Source organism: Nocardioides sp. T2.26MG-1 (assembly GCF_950101795.1).
GTDB lineage: Bacteria > Actinomycetota > Actinomycetes > Propionibacteriales > Nocardioidaceae > Nocardioides.
Map to the genome: position 1 here is coordinate 25715 of NZ_CATNLZ010000009.1, position 12329 is coordinate 38043.

12 protein-coding genes and 1 tRNA gene are annotated in these 12329 nt (G+C 72.4%); 5 read left to right on the top strand and 8 right to left on the bottom strand.

The genetic code is table 11. From position 1 onward, the window contains the following. Nucleotides 1-5: 5 nt before the first annotated feature. Together QQZ14_RS08705 and QQZ14_RS08710 are read right to left on the bottom strand one after the other, a co-directional pair. Nucleotides 6-1565 carry an ABC transporter substrate-binding protein gene (locus QQZ14_RS08705; RefSeq protein ID WP_284533862.1) on the bottom strand — a complete coding sequence of 520 codons (1560 nt, stop codon included), beginning with the start codon at nt 1563-1565 and terminating at the stop codon, nt 6-8. A 56-nt stretch (nt 1566-1621) separates the two neighbouring features. Beyond that, nucleotides 1622-3010 (bottom strand): serine hydrolase domain-containing protein, encoded by a 1389-nt coding sequence (locus tag QQZ14_RS08710; RefSeq protein ID WP_284533863.1) that lies wholly within the window; start codon nt 3008-3010, stop codon nt 1622-1624. A 184-nt stretch (nt 3011-3194) separates the two neighbouring features. Between QQZ14_RS08710 and QQZ14_RS08715 the strand changes: the two genes are divergently transcribed. Beyond that, the gene (locus QQZ14_RS08715; RefSeq protein ID WP_284533864.1) at nt 3195-4769 is read left to right on the top strand and encodes a methyl-accepting chemotaxis protein; all 1575 of its coding nucleotides are present in this window, start codon (nt 3195-3197) and stop codon (nt 4767-4769) included. 58 nt (nt 4770-4827) lie between these two features. On the opposite strand, the gene QQZ14_RS08720 is transcribed toward QQZ14_RS08715, so the two are convergent. Beyond that, complete coding sequence (locus QQZ14_RS08720; protein ID WP_284533865.1) at nt 4828-5304, bottom strand: nitroreductase/quinone reductase family protein; 477 nt, start codon at nt 5302-5304, stop codon at nt 4828-4830. Nucleotides 5305-5402: 98 nt separating this feature from the next. On the opposite strand from QQZ14_RS08720, the gene QQZ14_RS08725 reads away from it, so the two are divergent. Beyond that, complete coding sequence (locus tag QQZ14_RS08725) at nt 5403-5606, top strand: CopG family transcriptional regulator (protein ID WP_284533866.1); 204 nt, start codon at nt 5403-5405, stop codon at nt 5604-5606. Further along, entirely contained in the window at nt 5603-5965 is a 363-nt protein-coding gene (locus QQZ14_RS08730; RefSeq protein WP_284533867.1) for a type II toxin-antitoxin system death-on-curing family toxin, read from the top strand. The genes QQZ14_RS08725 and QQZ14_RS08730 overlap by 4 nt, the downstream gene beginning before the upstream one ends. 41 nt (nt 5966-6006) lie before the next feature. Here the strand turns inward: QQZ14_RS08730 and QQZ14_RS08735 are convergent. Beyond that, nucleotides 6007-6080: transfer RNA gene (locus tag QQZ14_RS08735), tRNA-Ile, on the bottom strand. Between the two features lie 151 nt (nt 6081-6231). Between QQZ14_RS08735 and QQZ14_RS08740 the strand changes: the two genes are divergently transcribed. Together QQZ14_RS08740 and QQZ14_RS08745 are read left to right on the top strand one after the other, a co-directional pair. Beyond that, nucleotides 6232-7626 (top strand): pyridoxal phosphate-dependent decarboxylase family protein, encoded by a 1395-nt coding sequence (locus tag QQZ14_RS08740; RefSeq protein WP_284533868.1) that lies wholly within the window; start codon nt 6232-6234, stop codon nt 7624-7626. Continuing rightward, nucleotides 7623-9182, top strand: coding sequence for a xylulokinase (locus QQZ14_RS08745; protein WP_284533869.1), 1560 nt, complete (start codon nt 7623-7625; stop codon nt 9180-9182). Before QQZ14_RS08740 ends, QQZ14_RS08745 begins: the two co-directional genes overlap by 4 nt. On the opposite strand, the gene QQZ14_RS08750 is transcribed toward QQZ14_RS08745, so the two are convergent. The 4 genes from QQZ14_RS08750 to QQZ14_RS08765 are packed head-to-tail and all read right to left on the bottom strand — an operon-like array spanning nt 9172 to nt 12300. Next, nucleotides 9172-10005 (bottom strand): DUF72 domain-containing protein, encoded by an 834-nt coding sequence (locus QQZ14_RS08750; RefSeq protein WP_284533870.1) that lies wholly within the window; start codon nt 10003-10005, stop codon nt 9172-9174. The two genes, QQZ14_RS08745 and QQZ14_RS08750, sit on opposite strands and share 11 nt — an antisense overlap. Nucleotides 10006-10029: 24 nt before the next feature. Continuing rightward, nucleotides 10030-10374 (bottom strand): hypothetical protein, encoded by a 345-nt coding sequence (locus tag QQZ14_RS08755; RefSeq protein ID WP_284533871.1) that lies wholly within the window; start codon nt 10372-10374, stop codon nt 10030-10032. Between the two features lie 55 nt (nt 10375-10429). Further along, the gene (locus QQZ14_RS08760) at nt 10430-11236 is read right to left on the bottom strand and encodes an ArsR/SmtB family transcription factor (protein WP_284533872.1); all 807 of its coding nucleotides are present in this window, start codon (nt 11234-11236) and stop codon (nt 10430-10432) included. A 32-nt stretch (nt 11237-11268) separates the two neighbouring features. Next, nucleotides 11269-12300: an aminoglycoside phosphotransferase family protein gene (locus QQZ14_RS08765; protein ID WP_284533873.1), complete on the bottom strand. Its 1032-nt coding sequence runs from the start codon at nt 12298-12300 to the stop codon at nt 11269-11271. Between the last annotated feature and the right edge of the window lie 29 nt (nt 12301-12329).

The window sequence follows — 12329 nt, forward strand, 5'->3', positions numbered from 1 at the left end:
CTACCTCACTCGGCCAGCATGCGGATGCTGGTGGGCATGAACGTGCCGGGGTAGTCGAACTCGGCGCCGTTGCCGAAGGTCTTCACCTCGTTGTTGGCGAACGGGACGATGTCGGCCGCGGCGACCAGCGCCGACTCCGCCTCGAGCCAGGAGTCGCAGCCCTCGGTGCCGTTGGTCTTGGTGGCGGCGGCGACCCCGTCGGCGTACTCCTTGTTGTCGATCCCGGAGAAGTTCGTGCCGCCGTCCGCCAGGCCCGGGCCGGACAGGAACGGGACGAGCTGGTCGGGGCTGTTGACGTTGAGCGGCACCCACGCGATGTCCCAGTCGCCGGTGCCGAAGATCGCACCCTGGAGGGCGGTCTCGTCGACCCCCTTGGCCGTCACGGTGGCGCCGGCGGCCTCCCACTGCTGGACGGCGAGCTCGGCTGCCGCCGCCAGGGCGCTGCCGGCGGCGCTGGAGTAGAGGAACGTGAGCTTCTTGCCGGCGAGGGCGGCCTTGGCGGCGTCGACGTCCTGCGCCGGCAGAGCCGGGCCGATGGAGTCGCCCGGGCAGGCGACGGGCTCGAGGGCCGCGAACGTCGTGGCCGGACCGCCCGCGTCGGCCGTCGCCACCGAGGCGAGCTGCCCGAAGTCGATGGCCTGGGTGAGCGCCATCCGGACGTCGGCGTCGGCGGTCGCGCGGCCCTCGTTGTGGTTGTACCACTGCTCGCCGGCCATCGCCGGGGTGCTGGTGTGGAACAGGTCCTGGGCCTCGAGGCGCTTGACGTCGGGGCCCTGGATCGTGGCCGCGTTGATCTCCCCGGAGACCAGGAGGTTCGCAGCGGTGCCCTCGTTCTGGATCACCTTCATGACGACGGTGTCGGGCAGGCCCTGCTCGTCGGTCGTCGCGCCGTCGGGCCCCCAGGTGTAGCCGTCCCGGATCTGGTACGAGTAGTGGTCGCCCGGCACGGCCTCGGTGAGCTCGTACGGGCCGGTGCCGAACGTCTTGTTCGCGAGCGCCTTGCGGTCCTTCAGTCCCGACTCGCACACCATCGGGAGGCTGCCGAACCCGTTGAGCACGAACGGCGCCGGCTGGGCGAGCGTCACGGTCACGGTGCCGGCCGCGTCGTCGGCCTTCGCGGTCGCGCCCGCCGGGAGGAAGGTGCCGAGGTAGGGGCTCTTGTTCTTGGGGTCGGCCACGTAGGCGATGTTGTCGGCCACGGTCGACGCCGTGAACTCGCTGCCGTCGGCGCAGGTGATGCCGTCGTTGAGGGTGAAGGTGACGGTGGTGCCGTCCACCGACCACTCCTGGGCGAGCTGGGACTCGATCTCGCCGCTCTCCCCGTCGACGGAGACCAGGTTGTCGTAGGCGAGCTGGTTGACGGCGAACAGCTGGCTGCTGGCCGACGAGTGCGGGTCGAGCTTGCCCGGGTCGCCCGCGATCGCCATCGTGAACGTGCCGCCGTCGGCGTACTCGCTGTCACCTCCCCCGCTCTTCGAGGTTCCTGGGTCGTCGCTGCCGCCGCCGCAGCCGGCGAGCAGAGCAGTGGTCACGCACAGTCCGAGAGCGGTCGCGGTCAGCTTCATTGACGGTTCCTCAGGTTCGCGCGGGTGGGATTCGCGGGGCTGGATCTTGGGGTGGGTCAGGCTCCGGCGCGCCGGATGGCGCGGCCGACGTGGAGGTAGAGCGCGTGGCCCGCGCCGTCGTCGCCGACGAAGGCGTGGGGCATGTGCATGCCGCGGTCCGCCTCGAGCGGGATCAGGCTGTCCTCGCCGAACGGCACGAACTCGGTGAGCTCACGCTGGGCGCCCATCTCGGCGATCTCGCCCTTGGGGATCAGCTCGATCCAGATCCGCCGCTCGTCGTCCTGGGTGACGACCAGGTCCATGACGTCGGCCGAGTAGGTGCCGACGTATCGGGTCGCGTCGATCCGTTCGGGGTCGACCGGCGGGGTGGGCAGGGCGGGCAGCGTGGTCTCGGTGAGCTGGTCGATCACGTGGCCGATGACCTCGTGGTAGAGCGACATCGCGTCGCCGCCGTTGGTGAGCAGAGCGACCGCGACGCCGGCCTCGGGCACCATCCGCATGAAGGCGTACTGGCCGATGGTGCTGCCGTCGTGGCCGATCACGTCGCCCTCGGGGACGTCGAAGCGCTCGAAGCCGAGGCCCCACGACGTGCCCATGATGCCGAGGTAGGGCAGGTCGACCTCGCGGGCCTGCATCCGGGCCGGCGTGCCCGGTGCGAGCACCTGGGTGCCGTCGGCGGCGCGGCCGTCCTCGAGGTGCATGCGAGCGAACGTCAGCAGGTCGCGCGGCCGCATCGCGAGCATGGATCCGGCCGGGGAGTTGGAGCGGGCCATCGCCCAGATCGGCGCGGGCACGCTGGCGGCGCCCGGCTCGGGCTCGATGTGGCCCATCGCGGCGCGGAACGTGATCGCCTCGTAGACGCTGGCGGCCGCGTGGGTCAGGCCCAGCGGCGCGAACAGGTGCTCGCGCAGGCAATCGTCGTACGTCTTCCCGCGCAGCACCTCGACGAGGCGACCGAGCACCACGAAGCCGGCGTTGTTGTAGGAGAACCGCTCGCCGGGCGGGAACAGCTGCGGCACGTCGTGGAGGACGCCGAGGTACTTCTCCACGCAGTCGTCGCCGACGCCGGTGTCGGTGAAGATGTCGCCCTCGAAGCCGGCGGTGTGGTTGAGCAGCTGGTGGACCGTGATCGCCGCGGCGGCGTCCTTGTCCCCGATCTCGAACTCCGGCAGGTAGGTGCGCACCGGCTGGTCGAGCTCGACCTTGCCCTCGTCGACGAGCTGCATCACGAGCGTGGCGGTCCACAGCTTGGTGATGGACCCGATCTGGAAGACCGAGTCGGCGGTCGCGTCCACCCCGGTCGCCTTGCTCAGGACGCCGGCGGCGCCGTCGACCACCTCGCCGGCGGCGACGACAGCCCACGCCGCACCGGGGACCTGGTGCTTCTCGATCAGGCCGGGCAGCTGGTCGGCGATCCAGGCCTCGACCTCGCGCAGTGTGCTCATGGCGCTCACCGTAAGGACCCGCCCTCCTCGCTGTGTTCGTCGTCTTCCACAAGCCCGGGCGGGGACTTCCGTCGTCGTCAACAGGTTCAGGGTCACCCGAACGCGAACGGACGAGAGCCGTCGGGAATGTGATCCAGTTCACTGAACTCCTTGAGTCGGTGTCGCCGCGTCCGATAGACCTCCCATGAACCGTCCCTCGCTACGAGCCGCCTCGATCCAGACGCGGCTGATCGTCATCGTGCTGCTCTTCGCCATCGGCATCGCCGCCCTGGCTGCCCTGGCCTCCGCTCGCATGGAGGGCCGGATCCTCACCGAGCGCAAGAACGCGACCCGGTCGGTCGTCGAGACCGCGCTCGGCATCGTCACCTACTACGGCGGCGAGGCCGAGGCCGGGCGCCTGACCGAGAAGGATGCCCAGGCGGCAGCGCTCGCCGCGGTCCAGCAGCTGCGCTACTCCGGCACGGAGTACTTCTGGATCAACGACATGACCCCGGCGATGATCATGCACCCGGTGAAGCCCGAGCTCGACGGCACCGACCTGTCGGCCAGCGAGGACCCCGACGGCAAGAAGCTGTTCGTGGAGATGGTCAAGGTCGTGCAGGACAAGGGCGCGGGCTTCGTGGAGTACCAGTGGCCCAAGCCGGGCTCGGACGCACCGCAGCCCAAGGTCTCGTACGTCGCGGGCTACGAGCCCTGGGGCTGGGTGATCGGCTCGGGCATCTATGTCGACGACGTCAGCTCCGTGGCCTGGGGCGAGACCGTCGCCCTGCTGCTCAGCGGCCTCCTGGTGATCGTGGTGGTGGGCGCGGCGGCGTTCGTGATCGGCCGCACCATCGTCCGGCCGCTGCGCTCGGCCACCGACCTGCTCGCCAGCGGCGACCTGTCGACCCGCCTGCCCGAGGGCACCGGGCGCAACGAGCTGGAGAAGCTCGCGGTGGCCCTCAACGGCACGCTCGACCGCTCGGCGGCCGTGGCGGCCGGCGTCAGCGCGGCCGCCCACGAGCTCGACGCGGCCGTGACCAGCCTGGTCGAGACGAGCGACGGGATCACCGACAGCGCCGACCGCACCGCAGCGCAGACCGCCGCGGCGGCCAGCTCGGCGCAGGAGGTCAGCTCCGGGATCGAGCACGTGGCCGCGGGCACCCAGCAGATGGGGGCCTCGATCAGCGAGATCGCGCAGAACACCTCCTCGCTCGCGCGGATCGCCGGCGAGGCGGTCGAGATCGCCGACAGCACCAACCAGGTGGTCTCCGCGCTCGGGGACTCCTCGGCCGAGATCGGCAACGTCGTCAAGGTGATCACCGCGATCGCCGAGCAGACCAACCTGCTCGCGCTCAACGCGACCATCGAGGCCGCCCGGGCCGGCGACGCCGGCAAGGGCTTCGCGGTCGTCGCCGGCGAGGTCAAGGAGCTCGCCCAGGAGACCAGCCGCGCCACCGGGGACATCTCGACCCGGGTCGAGTCGATCCAGAACGCGGTGGCCGAGGCCGCCACGGAGATCAACAAGATCCAGGAGATCATCGGCCGGATCAGCGACTTCCAGAACTCCATCGCCGGTGCCGTCGAGGAGCAGACTGCTACGACCGCGGCGATCGCGGGCAGCATCGGCGAGGCCGCCGACCGCGGCCGCGACATCGCCGCCACGCTCGAACTGGTCGACGAGGCGTCCCGGGCCACCCGCTCCGAGCTCGAGGGCATCCGGGCCGCCGCCCACGACCTGGCCGCCACCTCCCAGCGGCTCCAGGAGACCGTCGGCTAGCGCCGATATCGACAGACCGGTCCGGGTCGATCCTCGTGTGGGGCGGGGATCGGCCCGGTCAGTCCTGGTCCTCGCCGACGGTCTCGAGCACGACGACCGCGGTCTCGGTGGGCCGCCGTGCGGCGTACGCGTCCAGGTTCTTGTCCAGCTCGGCCCACCGTGCCCACAGCCGCTCACGCTCGGCGCCCTCGGCCCGACGGGCCCGCACCAGCCGGGTGCCGTCCTTGGTCTGCACCTCCGCGTGCGGCTCCTCCTGCAGGTTGAGCCACCAGGCGGGCTCGGCCGCGCCCCAGCCGTTCATCGCCATCGTCACCAGGTCGGGCCCGTCCTCGAAGTAGCCGACCACGACCTGCCGCGGCTGGCCCGTGCGCCGGCCGGTGGTGGTGAGCCACAGTGCGCCCCACCCGTCCTCCTGGGGCAGCCAGAGCCCCCGGCGGCCGTCGGTACGCCGGACCAGCGCCCGGTGGGCGTGCCAGAACGCCTTGATGAACCACCGCGGCGGGAGCCACGCCCGCCGTCCACGGGTCTTGGTCATGCCTCGAGCCTCCCCTCCGGCACCTTCCAGGCACAGGGCAGAAGGTCACGCGAGCCCGAGACCGCTCACCACTGATACCACTTCGGTATCATGACCGCATGGCCATGACGCTGCGACTCACGCCCGAGGACGAGCGGCTGCTCGCCGCCCTTGCCGAGTCCGAGGGGGTGAGCAAGCACGAGGCCACCCTGCGTGCGATCCGCGAGGCGGCCGCGCGGCACGGTCACGAGGCCCGGGTCGCCGAGCTCTCCGCGCGGGCGCGTGAGCGGTACGCCGACCTGCTTGACCGGCTGGGCCGTTGACCGTCCCCCTTGGGACCGAGGACCTGCTCAGGCTCGTCGCGGACCTGGCCGTGGGACCAGTTCGCGACCTGGGGCTGCTCGACTCGGCGGCGCACCGCCCCGGCGCCGTCCTGTACGGCCGCGAGGCCTATCCCGGCCTGGACCAGAAGGCGGCGGCCCTCCTCGACTCCCTCGTCGGCAACCACGCACTCGTCGACGGGAACAAGCGGCTGGGCTGGCTGGCGGTGGTCGTCTTCTACGGTCTCAACGACGTCGACCTGGACGCGCCGGACGACCCGGCGTACGAGCTGGTCATGTCCGTGGCCCGCCGAGAGCTGTCCGTCGACGAGATCGCCGCTGCGCTTGCACGGTGGCTCTGACCGCCGAGCACGGCGGACGTCACTGCAGCAGTCGACCGCGGTGGGGCGGGTGGGGCTCGAACCCACGACCCAAGGATTATGAGTCCTCTGCTCTGACCGACTGAGCTACCGCCCCGTGCGGTCGGGAGCCTAGTCGGCGTGACCCGCGGGACGTCATGCGGTCAGAGCAACCTGTTGCTCCAGCCGCATGACGTCCGGCCGGGGCACTAGCATCCGACCCGGAGGGGCCCGGCCGCCCGGAGCGGGAGACACCGAGCCACGCGCAGATGAGCGACTTCCCGTACGCCGACCGCTTCCCCGTCAACAGAGCGCTGCCCGACCACGGGCGCCCGCGCGAGGAGATCCTCGCCGAGCTGCGCACGATGGCGACCGAGGAGGACGCCTTCTGGGAGACCGGACGCTGCTCGGGGACGATGTACTGCGGCGACCACGACCACTACCGGTTCCTCACCGAGGCCTTCGGGCTGTTCGCACACGTCAACGTCCTGCAGCGCGACATGTGCCCCAGCGCCACCAAGATGGAGGGCGAGATCATCGCGATGGCCCTCGACCTCATGCACGCCGAGGCGGTCCAGGACGCGACCCCGGCCGGCATGGTCACCAGCGGTGGTACCGGGAGCATCCTGCACGCGGTGCTGGCCTACCGCGAGCACGCCGCCCAGCGCCGCGGCATCGACCGGCCCAACTTCGTCAAGCCCGAGACCGGCCACCCGGCGTTCGACAAGGCCTGCCACCTGCTCGGCGTCGAGCTGCGCAGCGTCGCCGTCGACCCCCACACCACGCTGGTCGACCCGGCCGAGGTCGCGGCCCGCGTCGACGCCAACACGGTCGCGATCCTGGGCTCGGCCTGCAACTACGGCTACGGCACGATCGACCCGATCGCCGAGCTCGGCCAGGTCGCGCTCGAGCACGGCACCGGGCTGCACGTCGACGGCTGCCTGGGTGGCTTCATCCTGCCGTTCGGCGAGCAGCTGGGCTACGACGTACCGCCGTTCGACTTCCGGGTGCCCGGGGTCACCAGCATCTCCGCGGACACCCACAAGTACGGCTACGCGTTCAAGGGGACCTCGACGCTGGTGTTCCGCGACAAGGCCTACCGCAACGCGCAGTACTTCCACCTCGCGGGCTGGAGCGGCGGCAAGTACATGTCCCCCGGCATCGACGGCTCCCGGTCCGGCGGCCTGCTCGCGGCGACCTGGGCCTCGATGGTGCACCACGGGCGGGACGGCTACCTCCACCACGCCCGGGAGATCTTCGCGACCGCGGACCGCATGAAGGCGGCGGTGCGCAGCCATCCGGAGCTGCGGATCATGGGGCAGCCGACGTTCTGCTTCAGCTTCACCTCCGACGAGTTCGACATCTACCACGTCAACGACTTCCTGCGGGAGCGCGGCTGGCGGCTCAACGGGCAGCAGTACCCCAACGCGATCCACATGGCCGTGACCCGCCCGCAGACCCAGCCGGGCGTGGCCGAGGCGTGGGAGACCGACCTCGCCGACGCCGTCGAGCACGCGCACCGCCAGCACGCGGCCGGGGCCGAGGCGTTCAGCAGCGCGTTGTACGGCGGCGTCGCCGGCGGGCTCACCACCGAGGTCGAGGAGTTCATCGTCGCGGTGATGACCGACATGCTCGACGCCCAGCAGAGCGTCCCGCCGGCATGAGCGGCGGCCGCCGGCTGGTGCTCGCGGTGGACCTCGGCACGAGCGGGGTCAAGGTCGGCCTGGTCTCGAGCCACGGCGACCTGGTGCGCTGGGAGCAGCACGCGCTCACCACGGCGTACGCCGAGCACGGGTCGGCGACCCAGGACCCCGACCACTGGTGGCACCTGATCGCCGACGCGTCCCGCCGGGTGCTCGCCTCCGCGGGCGCGGCCGCCGACGAGGTGGTCGCCGTCGGCATCACGGGCCAGTGGGGCAGCACGGTGCCGGTCGACGAGCACGGCCGGGCGGTCGGACCGTGCCTGCTGTGGACCGACACCCAGGGCGCCCCGCACTCCCGGGCGCTGGTGGGCGGGCGGATCCAGGGCTACCGCGCCCGTCCCCTGGCCACCTGGATCCGGCGTACCGGCGGGGTGCCGTCGACGTCGGGGGCCGACCCGCTCGGCCACATCCTGCACCTCGAGCGCGACCGCCCCGCCGTCGCGGCGCGGACCCGGTGGTACCTCGAGCCCGTCGACCACCTGGCGATGCGCTTCACCCTGGTCGCCGCCGCGTCGCCCATGTCGATGACCGCGGCCTGGCTCACCGACAACCGCCGCCCCGAGGTCGTGGCGTACGACGACGTGCTGGTCGCCCGCGCCGGGGTCCCGCGCGACAAGCTGCCGCCGCTCCAGGCGTCCGGGTCGGTCGTGGGGACCGTGCACGCCGAGGTCGCCGCCGACCTCGGGATCTCGCCGGCCGCGCGGGTCGTCACCGGGCTGCCCGACCTGCACGCGGCGGCGGTCGGCTCGGGATGCCTGGAGCTGCACGAGGCCCACGTCTCGATCGGGACCTCGGGCTGGGTCACCTGCCCGCTCGACACCAAGAAGACCGACCTGGTCCGCCAGTGCGCGACCGTCCCCGGCATCGGCCCCCACCCCTACCTGCTCGGCGACAACCAGGACAGCGCCGGCCGCTGCCTGCAGTGGTACCGCGGCACGCTCGCCGGTCAGCCGGGGCGGGGCCGCACCGCGCCGTCGTACGACGACATCACCGACCTCGCGGCCACCGCCGCCCCGGGCTCGGGTGGGGTCGTGTTCACCCCCTGGCTCACCGGCGAGCGCAGCCCGGTGGACGACCGCGCGGCGCGGGCGGGCTTCCACAACATCGGTGTCGGGACGACCGGGGCCGAGCTGGCGCGCGCCGTGCTGGAGGGCGTCGCCCTCAACACGCGGTGGCTGCTCGAGGCGGCCGACCACTTCACGGGCCGGCGGCTCGGGCCGCTGCGGATCATCGGCGGCGGTGCGCAGTCCGAGCTCTGGTGCCAGATCGTGGCCGACGTCTGCGACCGGCCCGTCGAGCGGGCCACCGAGCCGCTGCTCACCGGTCTGCGCGGCGTGGGGCTCGCCGCGGGGGTGGCGCTCGGCGACCTCGGGTGGGCGAACGTCCGCGCGCTGGTGCCCGTCGACCGCACCTTCGAGCCGGCGTCCGCGCACCGGGAGGTCTACGACCGGCTGTTCGCGGAGTTCCCGCGGCTGCACAAGGCCCAGAAGGGGATGTTCGCCCGGCTCAACGGGTGAGTGGGTCCAGGCGCTCGATCAGCCGCAGCGCGTCGTGGGGCGCGAAGCCCAAGGCATCGTTGTCGAAGTACACGACCACGTCAGCCTCCTCCGCCCACCCCCGGCACTTGTCGGCCCACCGGTCGAGCGCCGCGTCGCCGTACCCGCTGGTGTAGAGCTCCTGGTCGCCGTGCAGGCGGACGTAGACGAGGTCGGAGGTGACCGCCTCGGCCATCGGGAAGCGGCCCGCGGTGTCGGCCACCACGCAGGCGACGTCGTGCTCGCGGAGCAGCGCGAACGCCTCGTCGGTGCAGAACGACGGGCTGCGGAACTCCAGCGCGTGCCGCACTCGGCGCGACGCGAGCCCGCGCGGTGCGGTGGTCAGGGCGCGCTCGTCGGGGACCTTCGCGTCGTGCCGGCGCGCGAGCGCGGCCAGCTCGCCGATCGTCCGCGGGAGCTGGCCGAAGAACGCCGCGAGCACGTCGGGGTCGTACTCCAGTCGCTCGGGGAGCTGCCACAGCACCGGCCCTAGCTTGGGTCCGAGCGCGAGCAGCCCCGAGGCGAAGAAGTTCGCCAGCGGGGTCTCGACGTCGCGCAACCGCAACATGTGCGTGACGAACCGGCCGCCCTTGACGGCGAACACGAAGTCGTCGGGCGTCTGCTCGCGCCAGGAGGCGTACGACGTGGGCCGCTGGAGGCTGTAGAACGACCCGTTGATCTCCACCGACCCCATCCGCTCGGCCGCGTAGGCGAGCTCCTGCCGCTGCGGCAGTCCCGACGGATAGAAGTCACCGCGCCACCCGGCGTAGGTCCAGCCGGAGATGCCGACCCGGATCTCGCCCACGGCTGCTCCAGTCTCACCAGGGTCTCAGCCGTCGCGGGCCGAGTCGACCGCGAGCGCCAGCGCGTTGAGCCCGGCCCAGCCGAGCGTGATCCCCAGGATCTTGCGGCGCACGTCCGCGTCGTCGGTGCGCGCCGAGAGCAGCGCGCCGTCGCCGAGGTCCATGGCGATGCGCAGCAGCATCGCGGTCCGGATCGTGCGCGGCGAGCGCCCGAGCAGCGCCGCGCCGCCGATCGCGAGGTCGCGCACGCCGTACGTCCGCGCGAGCAGCTCGAGGCCGGGACGTTCCTGGCGGCTCGCCTGCAGCGCCTGCCACAGGTGGGCTGGCCGGGCCAGGGCGTAGCCGGCGTACGCGGTGGTGGCGGTCGACATGAGGCGGCTCAACGGGTAGGTCACAGACGACGGGTACCCGCCGGGCCGCCCCTCCTCACCTCGTCGCGAGCGGCTCGCCCGTCTCGAGCAGCGACTTCAGGCTGGCGAGGATCTCCGGCCAGCCCTCGCTGACGCCCGGCAGGAGGACGCTGCCCTCGGCGAACCCGCCATGGGTGACCCGCAGCCGGACGGTCTCGCCCACCGGCTCGAGCTCGAAGGTCGCCAGCGACAGCGGCTCGGCCCGGGCCGCGGCCCACTCCTCGGACTCGCCGCCGACGGCCGCGACGAACTCCGGGGTGATCGCGTGCCAGTAGTACGACAGTCGGCGCGGCGGGTCGGACTCGACGACGACCTGGCGCTCGTCGGCCATCGTGGCACCGGCGTACCGCCAGGTGACGGGCGAGCCCACCAGCCAGTCCGAGCTCAGCTCGACGCCCCAGTAGCGCTTCGTGAACGCCGGGTCGGTGAGCGCCTGCCAGAGCCGCTCGGGGGTGGTACGGATGTAGGTGGTGTGGACGAACTCGTGCTTGCTCTCGGTCACGGTCATGGTGGGCGCCTCCAGGGCGGTCTTGAGGTCCGCGAGCGCCTCGGCGCGGTCGCGGTCGTAGCGGCTCAGCCAGCGGTCGGCGACGGCGTTGATCGGGGCGGCGTCGAGGTGGTGGACCTTCTCCCGGCCCCGCCACTGCGTGGTCACCACCCCCGCCTCCTCGAGCACCGCGAGGTGCTTGCTGACCGACTGGCGGGCCATGTCCAGCCCGGCGCACAGCTCGCCGAGCGTCTGGCCGTTGCGGTCCCGGAGCCGGTCCAGGAGCGCACGCCGGGTCGGGTCGGCGAGCGCCTTGAACACGGCGTCCATGGTCATGGCCCCATTTCATGCAGCCATTTGGCTGCATGTCAAGGGCGGTACGGCGACGGGTCCGTCAACGAGCCGAGCCAGTACGCCGCGCGGTCGCCCCACTCGGCCAGCTCGGCGTCGGTCGCGGCCGCGGTGCAGCGGATCCAGGACTCCGCGCGCGCCAGCCGGGCCAGCTGCAGGGCGGCCGGCAGCGCCGCGCGCAGCTCGGCCATCGGGGCGTACTCGCTCCACACCTCCAGGCCCGCGTCGGCGATCCGAGCCAGCCGCGGGTCGTCGGGCGCGAGCGCGAGCCGGTGGGCCAGCACGTTGAGCGGCACCAGCAGCGCGGCCAGCGGCTCGGTGACCATCGCGTCGGCGAAGTCGAAGAAGCGCAGCTCGCCGCCGACGTCGAACACGTTGTGGCCGTGCAGGTCGTTGTGGCACAGCGTCAGCGGCAGCCGCAGCGCCGCGACCTGGTCGGCCCACTCCGCCACCTGGGGCAGGGCGGCCCGGACGGCGGCCTGCTGCTCGGCGGGCATCGCCCGCGGGTCGTCCGCGGCCAGCGACGCGAAGGACGCGAGCTGGTCCTCGACATAGCCCACGCAGTCGCCCGGGGCGAGCGTGGTCAGCCCCACGCTGACGAGCCGCCCGACGTAGCGCGCCACCTCGAGCTGCAGGTGCGCGCCGGCCTCCACCACGCGGCACCACACGTCCACCTGCTTGTCGGGGTCGTCGTCCGCCTCACGGTCCGCGTCGCCCAGCGGCGTGCCCAGGTCGGGCGTGAGGAAGAGCCCGCGCGTGGTGTCGACCGCGGCCAGCGGCACGACGTGCCGCGCGGCGAGGTCGTTGAGCGCCAGGACCAGCGCGGCCTCGTAGGACTGGGTCGAGCAGTTCTGCTTGGCGTAGAAGCGCCCCGTCGGCGTCTCGACCCGCCACACGGTCGCCCAGGGCCGCAGCTTGACCCGCTCCAGCGAGGTCGGCTCACCGACCGCCGACGACACCCAGGAGGCGAGCTCGGCACGGAACCGCTCCCCCGCCCAACGCTCGCTGGCCGACGGCAGCCGCAGCGCGATGTCGGCGTACTGCTTCATGCTGGGAGCCTGTCACGTCCCCGACCTGG

What these genes read in the sequence shown, in the direction of transcription:
- QQZ14_RS08765 (WP_284533873.1), bottom strand. Translation starts at nt 12,300, where the DNA reads ATGAAGCAGTACGCCGACATCGCGCTGCGGCTGCCGTCGGCCAGCGAG.
- QQZ14_RS08755 (WP_284533871.1), bottom strand. Translation starts at nt 10,374, where the DNA reads ATGTCGACCGCCACCACCGCGTACGCCGGCTACGCCCTGGCCCGGCCA.
- QQZ14_RS08705 (WP_284533862.1), bottom strand. Translation starts at nt 1,565, where the DNA reads ATGAAGCTGACCGCGACCGCTCTCGGACTGTGCGTGACCACTGCTCTG.
- QQZ14_RS08710 (WP_284533863.1), bottom strand. Translation starts at nt 3,010, where the DNA reads ATGAGCACACTGCGCGAGGTCGAGGCCTGGATCGCCGACCAGCTGCCC.
- QQZ14_RS08720 (WP_284533865.1), bottom strand. Translation starts at nt 5,304, where the DNA reads ATGACCAAGACCCGTGGACGGCGGGCGTGGCTCCCGCCGCGGTGGTTC.
- QQZ14_RS08760 (WP_284533872.1), bottom strand. Translation starts at nt 11,236, where the DNA reads ATGACCATGGACGCCGTGTTCAAGGCGCTCGCCGACCCGACCCGGCGT.
- QQZ14_RS08725 (WP_284533866.1), top strand. Translation starts at nt 5,403, where the DNA reads ATGGCCATGACGCTGCGACTCACGCCCGAGGACGAGCGGCTGCTCGCC.
- QQZ14_RS08745 (WP_284533869.1), top strand. Translation starts at nt 7,623, where the DNA reads ATGAGCGGCGGCCGCCGGCTGGTGCTCGCGGTGGACCTCGGCACGAGC.
- QQZ14_RS08740 (WP_284533868.1), top strand. Translation starts at nt 6,232, where the DNA reads ATGAGCGACTTCCCGTACGCCGACCGCTTCCCCGTCAACAGAGCGCTG.
- QQZ14_RS08715 (WP_284533864.1), top strand. Translation starts at nt 3,195, where the DNA reads ATGAACCGTCCCTCGCTACGAGCCGCCTCGATCCAGACGCGGCTGATC.